Consider the following 20486-nt stretch of genomic DNA (forward strand, 5'->3'; position numbering starts at 1 on the left):
TGGGGAGAGACCGCACACCATGGCGCTCAACCGCAGAGAGTTCACCCAGAAGTCCGCCGTCGCCGGCTTCGCCCTCACCGGCGCCGTCGGTGTGCTCGCCACCGCGCCCGAGGCCCTCGCGAGCGACGAGGCCGCCCACGGCGTCCCCGGCCCGGCCGACGACCACGCCGACGACCACGCCCGCGGCCACCACCGCCTCGGCTACGGCCCGCTCGTCGCCGACCCCGACGGACTCCTCGCCCTGCCCGAGGGCTTCACCTACCGGGTGATCACCCGCACCGGCGTCACCCGCCTGGAGAGCGGCGAGTTCACCCCGGCCAAGCACGACGGCACCGCCGCCTTCGCCGGCCCGCGCGGCACCACGTACCTGGTGAACAACCACGAGATCAAGGGCGACCGCGCCAAGGTGGAGTTCCCCGTCCCGCTCGCCGAGGGCCTCGTCTACGACCCGAAGGCGGCCGGCGGCTGCACCGTCGTCGAGGTGCACCGCGACGGCACCGTCGCCGAGTGGGTCGGCATCGCCGGCACCTCCACCAACTGCGCCGGCGGCCGCACCGCCTGGGGCACCTGGCTGACCTGCGAGGAGAACTCCGACCTCGCCGGCACCAACGGCATGACCAGGGACCACGGCTACGTCTTCGAGGTCGACCCCCGCGACCGGCGGGCCAACCTCGACCCCAAGCCCCTCAAGTTCTTCGGCCGTTACGACCACGAGGCCGTCGTCATCGACCCGAAGCGCGGCCACGCCTACCTCACCGAGGACGCCTCCAAGCCCAACGGCCTCCTCTTCCGCTGGGTCCCGCCGCAGGGCTTCGAGCACGGCCGGGGCAGGCTGCGCACCCTCGCCGACGACGCCGGCGTCCTCCAGGCCGCCAAGTGCGTCGACTCCGGCGGGCGGTTCGTCGACGACCTCTCCCGCGCCACCCGCATCGGCACCGTCTACGGCGTCGACTGGGTGGACGTCCCCGACCGCGACGCCCGCACCACGCCCGTGCGCAAGCAGTTCGCCGACGACCAGGTCACCCGCGGCCGGAAGCTGGAGGGCATGTGGTGGGCCGACGGCGGCGCCTACGTCGTCTCCTCGTACGCCCGTGAGGAGAGCCCCGGCGCGGCCCACGACGGCCAGGTCTGGTTCTACGACCCCAAGCGCCGCACCCTCACCCTCAAGGTGCTCTTCGGCGTGAACCCCGCGCCCGACCAGGACGGCGCCTACGACGCCCCGGACAACATCACCGTCTCCCCGTACGGCGGGATCGTCATCGCCGAGGACGGCGAGGGCGTCCAGCACCTCATCGGCGCCACCGACTCGGGCCGCACCTACCCGATCGCCCGCAACGACCTCAACGACAGCGAGTTCGCCGGCGTCGTCTTCTCGCCCGACGGCGACACCCTGTACGCCTGCATCCAGAACCCGGGCATCATGGTGGCGATCACCGGCCCCTGGCGCCGCCAGCCCCGCCGCTGACACACCGTCGCCCCCCGGTCCACCGGGGAGGCTGTGAGGATTCGCGTCGGGTTCCCGTCGGGTTCCCGCCAGGTTCCAAGATCCTCTGTCGGCCCCATGGACTGACATCTAACCTGTCAGTCCATGGACGACGTTCTGCGGCCCGTGGGCCGGACCCTGTTGCGCGACCGGGCCTACGAGTCGCTCCGCGAGGCGATCGTGCGCGGCGACCTCGCCCCCGGCGCCCTCCTCAAGGACGCCGACCTCGCCGAGCGGCTCGGACTCTCCCGCGCGCCCGTCCGCGACGCCCTCGCCCGGCTCACCGCAGAGGGCCTCGTCGAGACCAAGCCGCAGAGCTACACCCGGGTCACCCGGCCGGTCAGCCGGATCGTCCGCGACGCCGCCTCCGTGGTCCGGGTGATGCACGAACTCGCCGCCCGCACCGCCGTCCCGCTGCTCGGCCCCGAGGCCATCCGCGCGATGCGGGAGGCCAACGAGCGCTTCGCCGCCGCCGTCCGCGCGTCCGACGTCGAGGCCGCCCTCGACGCCGACGACGAGCTGCACCAGGTCCTCGTCGGCGCCAGCGGCAACCACGCCGCCGCCGCCACCATCGACCGCTACACCCCGCTGCTCCGCCGCATCGAGCGCCGGCTCTTCGGCGACGCCGACAGCTGCGCCTCCGCCGAGCTCCACACCCGCCTCATCGACGCCTGCGCCGCCGGGGACGCGGAGGAGGCCGTCCGGATCACCAGCGAGATCTGGGCCGCCCTGGAGCAGCTGGCCGACGACGCCATCGACGTCGCCGAGGTGACCGGGATCCCCGCGCCCACGCCGTCGATGGCGTGACCCCGCCCCCCGCCACCCCAGGGAGAGCCGCCCGTGCCCATCACCGACTTCGACCGCTATCCGCTGCTCTTCGGGCCCTCCCCGGTCCATCCCCTCGAACGGCTCGGGCACCACCTCGGCGGGGCCACGCTCTGGGCCAAGCGCGAGGACTGCAACTCCGGTGTCGCGTACGGCGGGAACAAGACCCGCAAGCTGGAGTACCTGGTCGCGGACGCCCTCGCGCAGGGCTGCGACACCCTCGTCTCCATCGGCGGCGTGCAGTCCAACCACACCCGGCAGGTCGCGGCGGTCGCCGCCCGCGCCGGGCTGCGGTGCGTGCTGGTGCAGGAGAGCTGGGTCGACTGGCCCGACGCCGTCTACGACAAGGTCGGCAACATCCTGATCAGCCGGCTCGCCGGCGCCGACGTGCGGCTGGTCCGGGCCGGCTTCGGGATCGGCTTCAAGGAGAGCTGGGAGCAGGCGCTGCGCGAGGTCGAGGAGGGCGGCGGGAAGCCGTACGCGATCCCGGCCGGTGCCTCCGACCACCCGCTCGGCGGCCTCGGCTTCGCGAACTGGGCCTACGAGGTGGCCGAGCAGGAGCGGGAGCACGGCGTCTTCTTCGACACGGTGGTGGTCTGCTCGGTGACCGGCTCCACCCAGGCCGGCATGGTGGCCGGCTTCGCCGCGCTCGCCGAGGAGGGCGGCCGGCCGCGCCGGATCATCGGGATCGACGCCTCCGCGAAGCCCGCCGAGACCCATGAGCAGGTCACCCGGATCGCCCGCTCCACCGCGGCCCTCATCGGCGTCGAGCGCGAACTCTCCGGCGCCGACGTGGAGCTGGACGAGCGCTACCACGCCGGCGTCTACGGCGTCCCGGACGAGGCCACCCTCGACGCGATGCGGCTGGCCGCCCGCACCGAGGGCATGGTCACCGACCCCGTCTACGAGGGGAAGTCGATGGCCGGGCTGATCGACCTGGTGGACCGGGGCGAGATCGGTCGCTCCTCGACCGTGCTCTACGCCCACCTCGGCGGCCAGCCCGCCCTCAACGCCTACAGCGCGCTCTTCGCGTAGCGCGCCGGGGCCGGCCGCTCAGAGCGCCTGGGCGGCCGGCTTCACCATGCCCCGGACCGTCCGGGACTTCACGAACTCGCCCATCGCGGTCATCTCCCACTCGCCGGAGAACTGCTTGATGAGCTTGGCCATCATCACGCCGGTCTGCGGCTCGGCGGAGGTCAGGTCGAAGCGGACCAGCTCCTCGCCGGTGGCCGCGTCCATCAGCCGGCAGTACGCCTTGGCGACCTCGGTGAACTTCTGCCCGGAGAACGAGTTCACCGTGAAGACCAGGCCGGTGGCGTCGGCCGGCAGCCGGCCGAGGTCGACGGTGATGACCTCGTCGTCGCCCGCGCCCTCGCCCGTCAGGTTGTCACCGGAGTGCCGGACGGCCCCGCCCAGGATGGTCAGCTTGCCGAAGTAGCAGCTGTCCAGGTGGTTGCGCTGGGGGCCGTACGCGATGACCGAGGCGTCCAGGTCGATGTCCTTGCCCCGGTACGCGGGCTCCCAGCCGAGGCCCATCTTCACCTGGGAGAGCAGCGGGCGGCCGCCCTTGACCAGCGACACCGTCTGGTTCTTCTGGAGGCTGACCCGGCCCTTGTCGAGGTTGATCTTGCCGGCGGGGGCCGGGGCGGCCGGAGCGCCGGCGGCGACCCGCGGGTCCACCGGGGGAGCCGGCGGCATCGGTGGGGGAGTGAACGAGGGCAGGGTCTGCGCCGTGTGCGCCGGCGGCGGGGTGTGCGCCGGCGGGGCGACCGGGGCGGCGGGGGCGGCCGGCTCCTCGTCCACGGAGACGCCGAAGTCGGTCGCGATGCCGGCCAGGCCGTTCGCGTACCCCTGGCCGACGGCGCGGACCTTCCAGGCGCCGTTGCGCTGGTAGATCTCGACGACCACCAGGGCCGTCTCCGTGGCCAGCTGCGGAGGCGTGAAGGTGGCGATCACCGCGCCGCTGTCGGCGTCGCGGACGGTCGCGGTGGGCTCGATGCCCTGGAAGGTCTGTCCTGCGGCGTCCGGACTGGCCGTGACCACGATCCTCTCGATGCCGGCGGGCAGGCCGCCGGTGTCCACCAGGATCGCGTCCGGCGCGGTGCCGCCGCCGGAGCGGTAGGTGACACCGGGCCCGGCCGGCTGGTTGTAGAAGATGAAGTCGTCGTCCGAGCGCACCTTGCCGTTGGCGCCGAGCAGCAGGCCCGAGACGTCGAGCCGCACCGGGGCGGCGACGTCCACCGCGACACGGGGGGCGGTGAGCGGGAGGTTCGAGCCGGGGGTCATTGCGGTCATGCCAGGCTCAACGATCCGGGCCGCTTTGCCGTTCCCTTACCCACGACGGGTTCGGCCACCTTGGTTACGCGGATGGTTCCGCGCCTGCCGCTCGTTGCCGAAACGGTACGCCCCCGTCCAGCGGGCCATCAGCAGCTGGACGTCGCCGGACGCGGCCTCGGCCAGGAACTTCGCGGCCCGGGCGCCGCGCAGCGTCCCGGCGGGCCGGCCGTGGTGGGTGAGGACGACGGAGCCGTCCTTGCGCTCCTCGTACGAGAAGCCCTGAGGTCGTGGCATGCCGGGCATCCTGCCCGGTCCCGGACGGGTCCGTCATATGAATTATCTTTCGCATCGTGGGTGCTGTGGGTGGGAGCTCTTTCAAGACCGGGGACGTCGACGAGGCGCGTCAGGAACTCGACGCGCGCTACTACACGAGCCGGATGGACGTCGTCGACGAGCACCGGACCTTCGCGGCCCGGTTCGACATCGTCGAGTTCGGACCGCTCGTCATCGGCGACCTGAGCTGCGGGGCCGACGTCCGGATGAGCTTCGGCGAGCTGGGCGCGTACCACGTCAACGCCCCGATGAGCGGCGTCATGGAGATGCGCCAGGGCCGCGGCCCCGCCGTCCACGCCTCGGCCCGGGAGGCGCTGCTCCTCGACCCCGCCGGGGACACCTTCCTCGACCGCTGGAGCGGCGACGGTCGGATCCTCTCCGTCAAGGTCGGCGCCGCCGAACTCCGCGACCGGCTGGAGAGCCTGCTCGGCCGGCCGCCGCAGGGCGGCCTCGTCTTCCGGCCCGGCCTCGACATCTCGCGCGGCCCCGGCCTCAGCTGGGTGCGGTTCGCCCGCCGGGTCGCCGCCGAGGCGCTCGCCGGAGAGGGCCTCGCCCATCACGAACTCGTCGCCCGCCCGCTCCAGGAGGCGCTGCTCAACGGCCTGCTGCTGGCCGCCGAGCACCCCTGGCGGGACGAGCTGGCCCACCCCGGCGGGCCGCGCCGCCCGGCACCGGTCAAGCGCGCGATGGACGCGGTCCGGGAGCGCCCCGAACACCCCTTCACCACCACCGAACTCGCCGCCCACGCGCGCGTGAGCGTCCGCCGGCTCCAGGAGTCCTTCCGGGAGTACGTCGGGATGTCGCCGATGGCGTACGTCCGCGAGGTCCGGCTCGAACGGGTGCGGGAGGAGCTGCGGGCGGCGGAGCCGGACGAGGTGAGCGTCAGCGAGGTCGCCTGGCGCTGGGGCTTCGCGCACCAGGGGCGGTTCGCCGCCCGCTACCGCGAGAGGTTCGGCGAGTCCCCGTCGCGGACCCTGCGGACGGCGCCCTGAGCCGGGCGGTGCGCCCCTGTGCTCCGGCCGGCCGCGCATTCCGGACAGGGACCGCGTTCCGCGGCTCGCGATGATCTTGGAGGCGGCCTACCGTGGTCGCGTCCGGCGCTGCCAGCGCGCGCCGTCGAACCGGGCCCGGCCGGCTCCCCCGTATCACCGGCCGGGCCCGAGGACGGCCGCTCTGTCCCAGGCGGCGCCGGATCACCGGATCAGGGCCGGGTGCGGCCAGCGGGGGGCGTTCACGGTGAAGCCGCCGCCCAGGTAGCGGTCGTCGGGGCTGCCCTCCGGCGGAAGGCCCTGCTCGGCGATCAGCTTCTCGGCGTACGCCTCCGAGTCGTCGCGCGGCGCGTAGCCGAGGGCCCGGGCGGTCGACAGGTCCCACCACTCGCGGGTGTTGGCGGAGGAGCCGTACACCACGGTGTGGCCGACGTCGGGCGCGGTGAGCGCGGCGTGCAGCAGCCGCGCGCAGTCGCCGGGGCTCAGCCAGAGCGAGAGCATCCGCACCGAGGTGGGCTCGGGGAAGCAGGAGCCGATGCGGACGGAGACCGTCTCGATGCCGTGCCGGTCCCAGTACAGCTGCGCCAGGTCCTCGCCGAAGCACTTGGAGAGGCCGTAGAAGGTGTCGGGCCGGTGCGGGGTGGTGACCGGCACCGGCGGTTCGCCGTCGCGCGGGCGCGGGGTGAAGCCGACGGCGTGGTTGCTGGAGGCGAAGACGACCCGGCCGACGCCCTCCTCGCGGGCCGCCTCGTAGAGGTGGTGCAGGCCGGTGATGTTGGCGGCGACGATCGCGTCGAAGTCCGCCTCCAGGGATATGCCCGCGAGGTGCACGATCGCGTCCACCCCGCGGACCGCCTCGCGCAGCGCCGCGCGGTCGGCGAGGTCGGCGACGATCGCGTCGGGGGCGCCGGGGACCGGGGCGACGTCGAGGAGGCGGAGCGCGTACCCGTGGGCCGGGAGCAGTTCCCGCATGAGGGTGCCGACGCCGCCGGCGGCACCGGTGAGGAGGAGCGTGCGGGGTGCGGGCATCGGGGGTTCTCCTCGGCTGGGACGCGGGGCCGGCCGTGGCCACGACCGGTCACGGATGTGCTGCATTCACGGACGTGGACACGCTAGGGAGGGGCCGAGGGGTCGTCAAGGCGCTGTGCGGCCAGGTGCGTTCCTCTTGACCGGGTCGGCGGGGCGGGCTAGCGTGCCAGCGTCGTTCATGGATGTGAACGACGCTGATCCTGTGCCGCGTACTCCGGGAGCGCCCGTGACCACCCCCGCCCGTCCCCGCGCGGGAGCCTTCCTCTACCCCTGGGACGTCGACGGCGACCCCGCCGCCCCCGCGCTCCTCGCCGGGCTCGGCGTCCACCAGGTCACCCTCGCCGCGGCCTACCACTCCACCCGGGCGCTCGCCCCCCGCCACCCGGCCCGCCGGGTCGTCACCGCCGAACACGCCGCCGTGCTCTATCCGCCGGACCCGGCCCGCTGGGCCGGCCGCCGGCTCGCCCCGTACCCGGCGGGCGACTGGGCCCCCGGCGACGCCTGGGCGCGCGCCGCCGAAGCCCTCGGCTCCACCGGCCTCGCCGTGCACAGCTGGGTCGTCCTCGCCCACAACTCCCGCCTCGGCGCCGAGCATCCGGACACGTCCGTGGTCAACGCCCACGGCGACCGCTACCCCTGGGCCCCCTGCGTCGCCCACCCCGAGGTCCGCGCCCTGCTCGTGGACCTCGCCGCGGAGGCCGCCGTCCGCCCCGGCGCGGCCGGCACCGAGCTGGAGTCCTGCGGCTGGTACGGCTACGCCCATCTGCACGCCCACGACAAGACCGGCGGCGTCCCGCTCGACGACCGTGCCCGGCTGCTGCTCTCGCTCTGCTTCTGCCCCCACTGCCGGCAGGGGTACGCGGACGGGGGCGCCGACCCCGACGCGCTGGCCGCGGCCGTCCGCGCCGCCCTCGCCCCCGTCTGGGCCGGCACCGGGCCCGCCGGGGAGCTCGGCGACCTCGCCGCGCCCGTCCTCGACTGGCGCGCCCGGACCGCCCGCGCCCTCCAGGAGGCGGCCGTCGCCGCCGTCCGGGCCGCCGCCCCGCCCGGCTTCCGCGTCCTGCTGCACGCCGACCCGGACCCGTACGCCTGCGGCGCCGACGCCGGCACCGACCCCGCGCACATCCTCGGCCTCGCCGACGGCGTGGTCGCCCGCCCCGGCCGGCTCGGCCCCTTCGCCGCCCACCTGCCGGCCGGCTCCACCCTCGCCGCCAACCTCTCCGTCGTCAGCGGCATGGGCGGCGCCCCCGCCCGGCTCGCCGAGGACGCAGGGCGCGCCCTCGCCGACGGCGCCACCGAACTCCGGCTCTACCACGCGGGCCTGGCCTCCGACGCCGACCTGTCGGCGGTCCGCACCGCCCTGGCGCGGCTCGGCTAGCCGACCAGGCGCCCGTCCCTGGCCACCACCCGGCCCGCCCGGACCACCAGGTCCCGGCGCGGCAGGTCCACCACGACCTGCGGCAGGCACTCGCCCTCGACCAGCATGAAGTCGGCCGGGGAGCCCGGGCGCAGGTCGGCGGCGGGCAGGCCCATCAGCGCCGCCCCGCCGTGGGCGGCGATCCCGAAGCACGCCTCCAGCTCCTCGTCGAGCCGGGCGTCCAGGGCCCAGCCGGCCAGCCAGGCGCGGTGCAGCATGTCGGCGTCGCCGTACGGGCTCCAGCTGTCGCGGACGCCGTCCGAACCGAGGCCGACCGTCACCCCGCGCTCGGCCAGCCGCCGGAACGGCAGCACCGTGGTCTCGCCGAGGGCGACCGTGGTCAGCGCCACCCCGGACCCCGCCAGCAGGTCGGCCGTCTCGTCCAGCTCCCGGCCTGCCAGGCCCGCGACGGCGAAGGCGTGCGCCACCGCCACCCTGCCGTGCAGGCCGGCCGCCCGGGTGCGGGCGGCGATGTCCCGGATCACCGCGAGGCCCGGCTCGCCCCGGTCGTGCAGGTGGATGTCGAGGCCCAGGCCGTGCTTCTCGGCCAGCCCGAAGACCAGCCCCAGCTGGTCGCCCTCCCCGCCGCCGGAGGCGTCGAAGCCGGTCGGGTCGATGCCGCCCAGATGGCTGACCAGACCGCTCGCCGCCGCCTCCGCCAGCAGCTCCGCCGCCCCCGGCTCGCGGACCACGCCGTGCTGCGGGAAGGCGACCAGCTCGACGTCGACGATCCCGGCCAGCCGGGCGGCGGCCTCCGCGACGCCCTCGATTCCGGCCAGGCCGAAGGCGGGCGCCACGTCCGCGTGGGCCCGCATCGCGCGGGTGCCCCGGGCCGCCGCGTGGGACATCAGGCGCAGCGCCCGCTCGCCCACCGGGGTGGGCAGCGCGCGGGCCAGCTCGACGTCCCCGGCGACGTGGTCGGCGATGCCCGTGGCGGGGCGGCGGCGGTGCCAGGGCTCGCCCCAGGAGGTCTTGTCCGGGTGGATGTGCGCGTCGACCAGGGTCGGCAGGGCGAGGCGCCCGCCGCCGTCGACCCGCTCCACGGCCACGCCCTCGGGGAGCTCCGCGACGAGCACCCCGTCGACGGCGATCAGGTCGCCGGCGGGCCCGCCGAGGGGCCGTACGTCGTGGAAGAGGGTCGCGGTGCGGGGCGTGGGGCTCACGGAGCTCTCCTTCGGAGTCTGACGGAACCCTTTTGGTATACCATGTGGGCCGGTGGTCGAGGCCCGCCGTCACCAGGCCAGCTTCTCCAGGGTGTCCAGGTCGAGGGCCGGCGCCGGACCCCCGGCCTCGGGAGCGCCGTCCCCGCCGTCCGGCCCCACCCGCAGCTCCGCCCAGATCGTCTTCCCGCGCCGCCCGTACCGGGTCCCCCAGCGCTCCGCGAACCGCGCCACCAGATACAGGCCCCGCCCGCCCTCGTCGGTCTCGGCCGCGTGCCGCAGATGCGGCGAGGTGCTGCTGCCGTCCGACACCTCGCACACCAGCCGCCGGTCGTACAGCAGCCGCACCCGCACCGGGTCCGCCCCGTACCGCACCGCGTTGGTGACCAGCTCGCTCAGGATCAGCTCCACCGCGAAGACCGCCTCGTCGAGCCCCCACTCGCCGAGCTTGGCCGCCGCCGCGTTCCGCACCGGCGACACCGCCGCCGGGTCCCGCGCCACCTCCCACTCGGCGATCCGGTCGGCCGGCAGCCGCCGGGTCCGCGCCACCAGCAGCGCGATGTCGTCCCGGGGCGCCGGCGACAGCAGGCTCGCCAGGACGTCCGCGCAGATCTGCTCCGGGCTCCGCTCCGGGCGCTCCAGCGTCCTGCGCAGCAGCCGCAGCCCCGTCCCCACGTCCCGCCCGTGGTCCTCCAGGAGCCCGTCCGTGAACAGCACCAGCGTGCTGCCCTCCGGCAGCCGCAGCTCCGTCGACTCGAACGGCACGTCACCGAGCCCCAGCCCCAGCGGCAGCCCCGGCTGCAGCGGCGGGAACTCCACCCGCCCGTCCGCGTGGACCACCGCGGGCCCCGGATGCCCGGCGCTCGCCACCGTGCACACCCCGGACGCCGGATCGTAGATCGCGTACAGGCAGGTCGCGCCGGTGATGGACTCCTCCGGCCGCCCCCGGCCGCCGTCGCCCGGCGCGGCCGCCGGCTCCGCCTCCTCGTCGATCCGCCCGGTGAGCTCGTCCAGATGCCCCAGGATCTCGTCCGGCGGCACGTCCAGCGTCGAGAAGTTGTGCACCGCCGTCCGCAGCCGCCCCATCGTCGCCGCCGCGTGCAGCCCGTGCCCCACCACGTCGCCCACCACCAGCGCCACCCGCGCCCCCGGCAGCGGGATCACGTCGAACCAGTCGCCGCCGACCCCCGCCTTCGCCGGCAGATAGCGGTACGCCACCTCCACCGCGTCCTGCTCGGGCAGCACCCGGGGCAGCAGGCTCCGCTGGAGCGTCACCGCCATCGCGTGCTCCCGGGTGAACCGGCGGGCGTTGTCGATCGCCACCGCCGCCCGCGCCGCCAGCTCCTCCGCGAACTCCAGGTCCTCCTCCCCGAACGGCTCCGGCGTGTCCGCCCGCCAGAAGTTCGCCATCCCCAGCACCACGCCCCGGGCGAGCAGCGGCACCGTGAGCAGCGAGTGCATCCCGTACGCCAGCGCCCGCGCGGCCCCCTCCGGGTCCTGCGCCCGCCAGCCCTCCGCCGCCGCCAGCTCCTCCTGGACCACCGCGTGTCCGCCGGCCAGCGCCGTCGACATCGGCGTGCTCGGCACGTGGAAGCGGATCATCTCGCCGACCGGCTGGAGCGGCTGCTCCGCCCGCACCCCGGTCAGCGCCGTCCGCCGCATCTCCGCCAGCGTGGCGTCCTGCGGCGGCTCCTCGCCCCGCAGCACCGGTTCCAGCAGCTCCACCGTCGCGAAGTCGGCGAACCGCGGCACCGCCACCTCCGCCAGCTCCTCCGCCGTCCGGACCACCTCCAGGGTCGTCCCGATCCGCACCCCCGCCTCGTACAGCAGCTGGAGCCGGCCCCGCGCCACCGCCGCCCGCCCGGAGAGCGCGGCCAGCTCGGTGGTGTCCCGCATCGTCATCACGCTGCCCGAGCCGGGGCCGTCCGGGACGGTCGGCCGCACGCTCACCGCGAGGAGCCGGTCGCCCGCCCGGTGCACCTCGTCCGTCGCGGTCCGTCCGGACTCCAGGAGCTCGACCGTCCGGGGATCGAGCCCCAGCTCCCCGACCGGCCGCCGCTCGGCGTCCGCCGGCAGCGCCAGCAGCCGCCGCGCCTCGTCGTTGGCGAGCAGCAGCCGCCGGTCCGCGCCGACGATCAGCACCCCCTCGCGGACCGCGTGCAGCACCGCCTCGTGGTGCTCCTTCATCCGGGTCATCTCGGCCGGGCCCAGGCCGTGCGTCTGCCGCCGCAGCCGCCGCGACACCAGCGCCGCCCCGCCGACCGCGAGCAGCAGCGCCCCGCCGCCCGCGGCGAGCAGCACCACGAGCCGGCCCTGCACCACCTCGCTGATCGACTGCACCTCGATGCCGCTCGTCACCATGCCGACGATCCGGCCCTCGTCGTCCACCACCGGCACCACGGCCCGGACCGCGTCGTTCGGCGCCCCGTGGAAGGTCTCGGTGTACGACTCGCCGTCCACCACCGCCCGGGACAGGTCCCCGGTCGCCTTCTGGCCGATCAGCCGGCGCTCCGCGTCCGTGTACCGGGTCCCGTCCAGGGCCAGCACCGCGACGAAGTCCACCCCGGTCGCCACCCGGGTCTGCTCCGCCCGCGCCTGGAGCGCGGCCGTCGGGTCCGGCGCGGCCAGCGCCTCGTCCACGCCGGGCGCCTTCGCGAACGCCTCCGCCACCGCGAGCGACCGCACCCGGGCGTCCCGCAGCACGTCCTGCCGGGCCTGCTGGAAGGTGACGAGCACGGCCGCCACGATCAGCAGGAGCGCGATCATCGCCTCCAGGGCGAGGACCTGTCCGGCCAGGCTCCGCAGCCCGGAGCCCCGCCCAGACGCCGGCCTGTCCCGCCGGGCCGTCATCCCGTGCTCCGGGCGATCAGCAGGGCCACGTCGTCCGGGGCGCCGGGGCGGCGCAGCTCCCGCAGCAGCAGGTCGCAGCTCTCCTCCAGGGACAGTTCCCGGGTGGCCTCGACGAGGGCGACGAGCAGCGCGAGGCGCTCGTCGATGGCGGTGTCCCGGGTCTCGATCAGCCCGTCGGTGTAGAGCACCAGCCGGTCGCCGGGCAGGAAGGGCACCCGTGCGGTGCGGAAGGTGCCGCCGCCGACGCCGAGCGGCAGCCCGGGGGAGACGCCGACCAGCTCGGCCGGGCCGTCCGCCGGGAGCCGCACCGGCGGCAGATGGCCGGCGTTGGCGATCCGGCAGCGGCCCCTGCGGGGCTCGTACACCGCGAAGAGGCAGGTGGCGATGGAGTGCTCCAGACCGACGGTGATCCGGTCCAGGTGCCGCAGCACCTGGGCGGGGGAGAGGTCCAGGTCGGCGAAGGCGCGGGTGGCGGTCCGCAGCCGCCCCATGGTCGCCGCCGCGTCGATGCCGCTGCCCATCACGTCCCCCACCACCAGGGCCGTCTTCTCGTCGGGCAGCGCGATCACGTCGTACCAGTCGCCGCCGACCTCGATGGACTCCTGGGCGGGCTGGTAGCGGGCGGCCGCCTCCAGGCCGGGGCGCTCGGGCGGGTCGCCGGGCAGCAGACTGCGCTGGAGGGTCACCGCCGAGTTCCGCATGCTCTGGTACCAGCGGGCGTTGTCGATGCTCACCGCCGCCCGGGCGGCCAGCTCCTGGGCGAGCAGCACGTCGTCGGCGTCGAAGGGGAGCGGGTTGTGCCGGTCCCGCTTGAGGTCGAGGGCGCCCAGCACCTCGCCGCGCGCGATCAGCGGCACCGCCAGGTACGAGTGCACCCCGGCCCGTTCGAGAAGCAGGGCCGCCTCGGGGCCGCGCGCGATCCGCGGCAGGTCCGCCGGCCCGACCCGGGCCACCAGGACCGGCCGCCCGGTGTGCACGCACCGGGTCACCAGCCGGTCGGCGCCGTACAGCGCGACCGAACCGGGCGGGTCGGCCGCCGGCAGCGCCTCCGTCTCGTGCCCGGCCTTCACCGCGAGCGCCCGGAAGAGCGCCGGGCCCCGCTCGGGGGCGTCCGGCCGGCGCAGCGCGAGCACCGAGTCCAGGACGTCGACGGCCGCCACGTCGGCGAGCGCGGGCACCACCACCGACGCCAGCTCGTCGGCGGTCCGCTCGACCTCCAGGGTGGTGCCGACCCGGGCCGAGGCGTCCGCGATCAGCGCGAGCCGCCGCCGGGACCGGTCGGCCGCCCCGTCCGCCCGGTACCGCTCGGTGACGTCGACCACCCAGGCCGCCACCCCGAGGACCCGGCCCCCGGCCGCCTCCAGCCGGTAGAACGACACCGACCAGGCGTGTTCGCCGCCGCCCGGGTCGGACGGGGTGGGGCCCAGCGCCTGCACGTCGAGGAGCGGCGTCCCTGTCTCCAGCACCCGCCGGGCCGCCTCCTCCAGCGGCGCCGCGTCCACGAGCGGCAGCACCTCGGAGGGGCGCCGGCCCAGGTGCCGGTCGGCCGGCACCCCGTTGAACCGTTCGAGCGCCGGGTTGACCAGGGCGTACCGCAGCTCGGTGTCGAGGACCGCGAGGCCGATCGGGGACTGGTCGACCAGCCGGTCGGAGAGGGCCAGCTCGGTCTCCACCCGGGCGACGGCGGTCCGGTCGGCGCAGATGCCGAGCGCGTACAGGTCGCCCAGGTCGTCGGTGAGCCGCATGTTGCGGAACTCGACCTCGCGGGTCGATCCGTCCTTGTGCCGTACGGGGAAGGTGCCCGCCCAGGTCGTCCCGCGGCTCAGCACCTCGCCGAAGAGCCGCATCGCCTCGGCCCGGTGCTCCTCGCCGACGATCAGCCGGGCCACGTACCGGCCGAGGGCCTCGTCGGCCGGGTAGCCGAAGAGCACCTCCGCCTGCGGGCTCCACAGCACGATCCGGCCGGCCGAGTCCACCACCACGGCGGCCACCCCGAGCACGTCGAGCAGCCCCCGCGCGTCGAAGGACGTCCCGGGCACCGGCCCACCGGGCGGTCCGGCCGCGCCGCCACCGCCCGGACCCGGACCTCCGGGGCCGCGGGGCACGCCACCGCGACCCTCCTCCGTCCCCGTGCCCGTCTCCGGGAAGGAACCGGCCGTCACCCTGCCCTCCTCCCGCCGAGCCCGCCGCCCCTTCCATGCTCCCCGGCCCCTCGCGGCGACGCACCACGAAGGGGTCCGACCAGGAGCCGGGCGCTACGGGGACCCGGCGGCGGCCCCGGCACGCGCGCGTGCAGGGGCGCCGGCCGCCGTGACCGCCGCCCAGGCCAGGCCCGCCACCGCGAGCGCCGGCAGCAGCAGTCGCACGTCCACCGCCGTGACCAGGGCCGCGCCCAGGGCCAGGGCCACCGCGTTCGGCACGAAGAGGAGCGTGTTCGCGGTCGCCGCGAGCCGTCCCGCCGCCTCCGCCGGGGCCTCCTTCTGCACCCCCGTCATCGCCGCCACCAGCACCCACGGCAGGCCCACCCCGATCACCGCGCTCGCGGCCGGCGCCGTCGCGTCGAAGGGCAGCGCCCGCAGGCCGGCCGCCGCCGCGAAGAGCGCGAGCCCGACGGCGGCGAGCAGCCGTTCCGGCACCCGGCGGAGCAGCGGCCCGGTGGTCAGGCCCGCGAGGACCGAACCGGCGCCCTGCACCGCGTACAGCACCCCGGCGTACGCGGGCGGCCGGCCGAGCCCCTGGTCCACCACCGCGTACACCGCCGCCCCGTTCACCCCGGCGAGCAGCATCGTGAACGCCCCGGTCGCGACCAGCGGGCGCAGCACCGGCGAGGCGGCGAGCAGCCGGACGCCCTCGGCGGTCTCCCGCCGCCAGGCGCCCCGGTCACGGGCGGCGGCGGGCGCGGGCCGCTCCTCCCGGACCCGCATCGCGGCGAAGGCGGCGGCGGCCAGGGCGAAGGTCGCCGCGTCCAGGAGGGCGACGGGACCGCCCCCGTACCGGGCGAACAGGCCCGCCGCGACCAGCGGGGCGACCAGTTTCGTCGACTCGTTCGCCGTCATCCGCCAGCCGTTGACCGAGCCGAGCCGCTCCTTGCCGACGCCGGTCGCGAGCAGCGCCTGCTCGGCCGCGTCGTGGACGGCGCCCTGCGTCCCGTACAGCACGAGGACGGCGAAGAGCAGCCACACCCGGTCGGCGGAGGTCACCCAGAGCAGCAGCGGGAGGACGGCGGCCATCGCGAGGTCGAGGGCGATCAGCAGCGGTCGGCGGCGCACCCGGTCCGCGAGCGTGCCGAGCAGCGGCCCGAGCAGGGCCGGGGCCCAGAGGGCGAAGGCGGTGAGGGCCGCGAGACCGTCCGAACCCGTCAGCGACTTGACCCAGATCCCGGAGACCAGCCACATCGCCGTCGTCCCGAACCCGGACACGACCACACCTGTCAGATACCAGCGCATGGACGGAGCGTGGCGTCTGAGGTGGCCCCGGGGGATCGGGCAGCTGCCCTATTCGGGGCGCCCCGGTCCGGACGCGGGGTGCCCTACGCGGGGCGCGCGGACCGCTTCTCCTCCCACCACAGCGCCGTCCCCGTGACGACCGCGCCGAGCCCCTCCCACAGGCCCACCCCGAGGAAACCGGACGGGGCCCGCTCGGTGACGACCGCGAGGGTGAAGACCGCGCAGGTGAGCAGCCGGAAGGGGACCGTCCAGCGGAAGAACGCCTTCCAGTCGGAGAGCGCGGCGAGCACGTAGTAGACGCCCATGTTCAGCGCGGCCATCGAGGACGCGGTGAGGAAGACCAGCGTGTGGTCGCCCTCCGCCCGTGCCCCGTCCGGCACCGGCTCGAAGCCCATCACCGTGAGCAGGGCGTCCGGGGCGACCAGGCCCACCACCCCGAGGGCGGCGGCGAGGAGGCCGAAGACCGCCATGGTCCAGCCGGACAGCGAACGGGGCAGGCGACGCACGACGGTCCTCCGCGGAGCAAGATCGGCATTTCGAGAGAACGCTCTCGCGTTCGAGCATGACCCTGCATATCGCGCCGGGGCCCGTGGGGGCCAATCCGGCCCCCACGCACGTCACTTCGGGACGGCCCCCGGCGTCACTTCAGCGCCGCCGCCATCATCTTCTGCGCCACCGGCGCCGCCAGGCCGTTGCCGCTGACCTCGGAGCGGGCCGCGCCCGAGTCCTCGATCATCACGGCCACCGCCACCTGCTTCCCGGTCGACGGGTCCTTGGCGTAGGAGGTGAACCAGGCGTACGGCGTCTTGCTGTTGTTCTCGCCGTGCTGCGCCGTGCCCGTCTTGCCGCCGACCTCGGCGCCCGCGACCGCCGCGTTGCTGCCGGTGCCCCGCTCGACCACCGTCACCATCGCGCTGCGCAGCTGCTCCGCGGTGGCCGAGGAGACGATCCGGGTGGTGTCGCCGTCGTCGAAGGACTGCAGCGCGTCGCCGTCGGAGTCGACCACCTCGGAGACCATGTGCGGGGAGGCCAGCTGTCCGTCGTTGGCGATCACCGCCGAGACCATCGCCATCTGGAGCGGGGTCGCGGTGACGTCGAACTGCCCGATGCCGGTGAGCGCGGTCTGCGCCTGGTCCATCCCGGACGGGTAGACGCTCGCGTACGCCCGGACCGGCACGTCCCGCTCGGCGTCGTTGAAGCCGAACTTCTCCGCCATCGCCCGCACCTTGTCCTGCCCCAGGTCGGCGGCCATCTTGGCGAAGACGTTGTTGCAGGAGTACTGGAGCGCGGTGCGGATCGTGGCGTTCTCGCAGGGTGCGGAGGCGTTCTCGTTCTTCAGCACCGTCCGGGTGTGCGGCAGGGTGTACGGGTCCGGGCTCTCCGTCCGCACGTCCACCGAGGAGTACAGGCCGTCCTCCAGGGCGGCGGCCGCGACCACCAGCTTGAAGGTGGAGCCGGGCGGCAGCGGCTGCCGCAGCGCCCGGTTGACCAGCGGCTTGTCCGGGTCCTCCGTCAGCTTCCGCCACGCGTCGCCGTCGGTGGTGCCGGCGATGTCGGAGGGGTCGTAGGAGGGCGTGGAGACCATGCCGAGGATCCGGCCGCTCGCAGGGTCGATGGCGACCGCCGCGCCCTTCTTGCTCCCGAGCGCCCGGTAGCCGGCCTTCTGCACGTCCGGGTCGATCGTGGTGACGACCGTCCCCGGCTCCTGCTGCTTGCGGGTGACGGCGTCCACGGGGTTCTTCAGCCGGTCGTCGGTGCCGTCCAGGATCCCGGAGTAGATGCCCTCCAGCTGGGTGGCCCCGTACGCCTGCGAGCTGTAGCCGGTGACCGCCGCGTACAGCTCGCCGTCCGTGTAGCTGCGCTCGTACGCGAGATCACCGCTCTCGGTGTGCTTCGAGCCGGTGACCGGCGAGCCGGCCACGACGATGTTCCCGAGCGGCTGCGCGTACTGCGCGATCGTCTTCCGCCGGTTCTTGCTGTCGTTCGCGAGCGCCTTGTTCTCGTACGCCTGCACCCAGGTGGCCCGGCCGAGGAGGGCGAGCACGAGGAGCAGCACGAAGACCGAGGTGCGCCTGATCGTCTTGTTCATGGCACCAGGTGGGACGAACGGGGCGGCGCGTGACGTTCCGGTTGTGGCCCGATTCTCAGGAAACGTTCATGCGGCACGCATCCGGTGCCGCCGCGGGTGTCACAGCCGCCGGGTCGCCAGCGTCAGCCGATCCCGCGCGTCGAAGAGGGCGTCCTTGATCAGCTGCTCGTGGCCCGGGGTCAGCCGCGCGGCCGGCACCGAGCAGCTCAGCGCGTCCCGGGCCGGAGTCCGGTAGGGGATCGCCACCGCGAAGCAGCGCAGCCCCAGGGTGTTCTCCTCGCGGTCCACCGCGAAGCCCTGCTCGCGCACGGCGGCCAGCTCCTCGATCAGCCGCTCCCGGTCGGTGATCGTGTGCTCGGTCACCGACGGCAGGCGCTCCGGCAGCAGCTCCCGCACCTGGGCGTCGTCGTGGGTGGCGAGCAGCGCCTTGCCCAGCGCGGTCGAGTGGGCGGGGAGCCGGCGGCCGACCCGGGTGAAGGGCCGCAGATGGTGCTGCGACTGGCGGGTGGCCAGATAGACCACGCTGGTGCCGTCGAGCCGGGCCAGGTGGACGGTCTCGGTGGTGTCGTCGGACAGCCGGTCCAGGGTGACCCGGGAGGCCGCCACCACCTCGTCGCCGTCGATGTACGAGGTCCCCACCAGCAGCGCCCGCACCCCGATCCCGTACCGGGTGCCGGTGGCGTCGGTCTCCACCCAGCCCAGCTCGACCAGGGTGCGCAGCAGCATGTACAGGCTCGACTTGGGATAGCCGACGGCCTCCTGGACGGCGGCCAGGGTGTGCATCCCGGGCCGGCCGGCGAAGAACTCCAGCAGCTCCACCGTCCGCACCGCGGACTTCACCTGCGCACCGTTCGCGTCGGCACCCGCCATGACCCCGCCCTTCTCCCTGGCTCCGGACGACCTCGTGACGCCGGAACGACCTTGTGGGAACACCCGTGGCGTCAATAGAGTCCACCCCGAAGCGTTCATGCACAAGAACGACGTTCATCATAGTGAACAGGGGTGTGGGCCGTGTCGGCAGCAGCAGTGTGGAGTGTGGACCCCCGCTCGGGGAAGCGGCGCGAGCAGGTCGCGACGGAGGCCACGGCCGACGGGGTCGACCGCGCGGTCCGCGCCGCCCACGCCGCCCGGGGGTCCCTCGCCGACCGCGCGGTCCGGGCGGCCTTCCTGCGGACCGCCGCCGACCTCCTCGACGCCGCCGCCGACGAGGTCGTCACCACCGCCGACGCCGAGACCGCCCTCGGCACCCCCCGGCTCACCGGCGAACTCGCCCGCACCACCGCCCAGCTGCGCGCCTTCGCCGACGTCGTCGACGAGGGCGCCTTCCTCGACGTACGGATCGACCTGCCCGACCCGTCGGCCGTGCCGCCCCGCCCCGACCTGCGCCGCTGGAAGATCCCGCTCGGCGTCGTCGCCGTCTACGCCGCCAGCAACTTCCCGCTCGCCTTCTCCGTCCCCGGCGGCGACACCGCCAGCGCCCTCGCCGCCGGCTGCCCCGTCGTCGTCAAGGCCCACCCCGACCACCCGGCCACCTCCGAACTCGCCGCCGGACTGCTGCGCCGGGCCGCCGCCGAGAGCGGCCTCCCCGAGGACGTCGTCGTCCTGGTGCACGGCTTCGAGGCCGGCGTCGAACTGGTCCGCCACCCCCTGGTCACGGCGGCCGGCTTCACCGGCTCCGTGCGCGGCGGCCGGGCGCTCTTCGACGCCGCCGCCGCCCGCCCCGCGCCGATCCCCTTCCACGGCGAACTCGGCTCCCTCAACCCGGTCGTCGTCACCCCCGGCGCCGCCGCCGAGCGGGCCGAGGAGCTGGGCACCGGCCTGGCCGGCTCGATGACCCTGGGCGCCGGGCAGTTCTGCACCAAGCCCGGCCTCGTCCTCGCCCCGGCCGGCGCCGACGGCGACCGCTTCCTCGACGCCCTCGCCGAAGGCGTCGGCCAGGCCGGCCCCGCCGTCCTGCTCGACCACCGGATGCGGACCGCCTTCGTCGACGGCGTCACCGAGCGGGCCGCCCTCGACGGCGTGGCGGCCCCCGTCGCCCCCGGCGCCGCCGACGAGCACACCGTCACCGCCGGCGTCCTCACCGTCGACGCGGCCCGGCTCGCCGACGGCGACCACGCCCTCCTCCTGGAGGAGTGCTTCGGCCCCGTCACCGTCGTCGCCCGCTACACCGACGAGGCCGAGATCACCGCCGTCCTCGGCCGGCTGCCCGGCAACCTCACGGCCACCCTGCACTGCGCCGACGAGGACCCGGCCGCGCCCGGCCTGCTCGCCGCCCTCACCCCGCTCGCCGGCCGGATCCTCGTCGGCGGCTGGCCCACCGGCGTCGCCGTCGCCGGCGCCCAGCACCACGGCGGCCCCTACCCGGCCACCACCTCCACCTCCACCTCGGTCGGCGCCACCGCCATCGAGCGCTGGCTCCGCCCCGTCACCTACCAGTCGACCCCCCAGCACCTCCTCCCGCCGGAACTGCGCGACGGCAACCCCCTGGGCCTGCCCCGGCGCTGACCCGGGGCGAAGCGGAAGGCGGGGAGACCCGCGGTGGCCGGGCCGCCGCGCGCTCCCCGCCCCGTGCTCCGGCTCACATCCCG

16 protein-coding genes are annotated in these 20486 nt (G+C 75.4%); 6 read left to right on the plus strand and 10 right to left on the minus strand.

Annotated elements, in window-relative coordinates; all coding sequences use genetic code 11:
* Positions 1-19: 19 nt before the first annotated feature.
* The 3 genes from IF73_RS0102245 to IF73_RS0102255 all read left to right on the plus strand — a co-directional run bounded on the left by IF73_RS0102245 (position 20) and on the right by IF73_RS0102255 (position 3343).
* Positions 20-1465 carry an alkaline phosphatase PhoX gene (locus IF73_RS0102245; RefSeq protein ID WP_031002835.1) on the plus strand — a complete coding sequence of 482 codons (1446 nt, stop codon included), beginning with the start codon at positions 20-22 and terminating at the stop codon, positions 1463-1465.
* Between the two features lie 123 nt (positions 1466-1588).
* On the plus strand, positions 1589-2290 hold the full coding sequence (locus tag IF73_RS0102250; RefSeq protein WP_031002836.1) for a GntR family transcriptional regulator: 702 nt from the start codon (positions 1589-1591) through the stop codon (positions 2288-2290).
* A gap of 33 nt (positions 2291-2323) precedes the next feature.
* Positions 2324-3343, plus strand: coding sequence for a 1-aminocyclopropane-1-carboxylate deaminase (locus tag IF73_RS0102255; protein WP_031002837.1), 1020 nt, complete (start codon positions 2324-2326; stop codon positions 3341-3343).
* Between the two features lie 18 nt (positions 3344-3361).
* On the opposite strand, the gene IF73_RS0102260 is transcribed toward IF73_RS0102255, so the two are convergent.
* Together IF73_RS0102260 and IF73_RS0102265 are read right to left on the minus strand one after the other, a co-directional pair.
* On the minus strand, positions 3362-4603 hold the full coding sequence (locus IF73_RS0102260) for a TerD family protein (RefSeq protein ID WP_234338135.1): 1242 nt from the start codon (positions 4601-4603) through the stop codon (positions 3362-3364).
* A 36-nt stretch (positions 4604-4639) separates the two neighbouring features.
* The gene (locus IF73_RS0102265) at positions 4640-4879 is read right to left on the minus strand and encodes a hypothetical protein (protein WP_031002839.1); all 240 of its coding nucleotides are present in this window, start codon (positions 4877-4879) and stop codon (positions 4640-4642) included.
* A 65-nt stretch (positions 4880-4944) separates the two neighbouring features.
* On the opposite strand from IF73_RS0102265, the gene IF73_RS0102270 reads away from it, so the two are divergent.
* Complete coding sequence (locus IF73_RS0102270) at positions 4945-5910, plus strand: AraC family transcriptional regulator (protein WP_031002841.1); 966 nt, start codon at positions 4945-4947, stop codon at positions 5908-5910.
* Positions 5911-6111: 201 nt separating this feature from the next.
* Here the strand turns inward: IF73_RS0102270 and IF73_RS0102275 are convergent, their stop codons facing one another.
* The gene (locus tag IF73_RS0102275) at positions 6112-6936 is read right to left on the minus strand and encodes an NAD-dependent epimerase/dehydratase family protein (RefSeq protein WP_031002843.1); all 825 of its coding nucleotides are present in this window, start codon (positions 6934-6936) and stop codon (positions 6112-6114) included.
* 226 nt (positions 6937-7162) lie between these two features.
* Here IF73_RS0102275 and IF73_RS0102280 point away from each other — a divergent pair, with 226 nt between their 5' ends.
* Positions 7163-8314: a hypothetical protein gene (locus IF73_RS0102280; protein ID WP_031002845.1), complete on the plus strand. Its 1152-nt coding sequence runs from the start codon at positions 7163-7165 to the stop codon at positions 8312-8314.
* Here IF73_RS0102280 and IF73_RS0102285 read toward each other — a convergent pair.
* The 7 genes from IF73_RS0102285 to IF73_RS0102315 form a co-directional block, all read right to left on the minus strand.
* Positions 8311-9555 carry an amidohydrolase gene (locus IF73_RS0102285; RefSeq protein WP_078867908.1) on the minus strand — a complete coding sequence of 415 codons (1245 nt, stop codon included), beginning with the start codon at positions 9553-9555 and terminating at the stop codon, positions 8311-8313. The two genes, IF73_RS0102280 and IF73_RS0102285, sit on opposite strands and share 4 nt — an antisense overlap.
* Positions 9556-9585: 30 nt before the next feature.
* Positions 9586-12363, minus strand: a complete 2778-nt coding sequence (locus tag IF73_RS0102290; protein WP_031002849.1) for a SpoIIE family protein phosphatase — start codon at positions 12361-12363, stop codon at positions 9586-9588.
* Positions 12360-14525, minus strand: a complete 2166-nt coding sequence (locus IF73_RS0102295) for a SpoIIE family protein phosphatase (RefSeq protein ID WP_031002851.1) — start codon at positions 14523-14525, stop codon at positions 12360-12362. Before IF73_RS0102295 ends, IF73_RS0102290 begins: the two co-directional genes overlap by 4 nt.
* A gap of 93 nt (positions 14526-14618) precedes the next feature.
* Positions 14619-15809, minus strand: a complete 1191-nt coding sequence (locus IF73_RS0102300; RefSeq protein WP_051716486.1) for an MFS transporter — start codon at positions 15807-15809, stop codon at positions 14619-14621.
* 83 nt (positions 15810-15892) lie between these two features.
* Positions 15893-16279, minus strand: coding sequence for a hypothetical protein (locus IF73_RS0102305; protein WP_199806604.1), 387 nt, complete (start codon positions 16277-16279; stop codon positions 15893-15895).
* Between the two features lie 170 nt (positions 16280-16449).
* Positions 16450-17898, minus strand: coding sequence for a peptidoglycan D,D-transpeptidase FtsI family protein (locus tag IF73_RS0102310; protein ID WP_031002856.1), 1449 nt, complete (start codon positions 17896-17898; stop codon positions 16450-16452).
* A 99-nt stretch (positions 17899-17997) separates the two neighbouring features.
* Positions 17998-18768 carry an IclR family transcriptional regulator gene (locus IF73_RS0102315; protein WP_031002858.1) on the minus strand — a complete coding sequence of 257 codons (771 nt, stop codon included), beginning with the start codon at positions 18766-18768 and terminating at the stop codon, positions 17998-18000.
* A gap of 141 nt (positions 18769-18909) precedes the next feature.
* Here IF73_RS0102315 and IF73_RS0102320 point away from each other — a divergent pair, with 141 nt between their 5' ends.
* Positions 18910-20403, plus strand: coding sequence for an aldehyde dehydrogenase (NADP(+)) (locus IF73_RS0102320; protein WP_031002861.1), 1494 nt, complete (start codon positions 18910-18912; stop codon positions 20401-20403).
* The last annotated feature ends 83 nt before the right edge of the window (positions 20404-20486 follow it).

Source organism: Streptomyces sp. NRRL F-5727 (assembly GCF_000719555.1).
Lineage (GTDB): Bacteria > Actinomycetota > Actinomycetes > Streptomycetales > Streptomycetaceae > Streptomyces.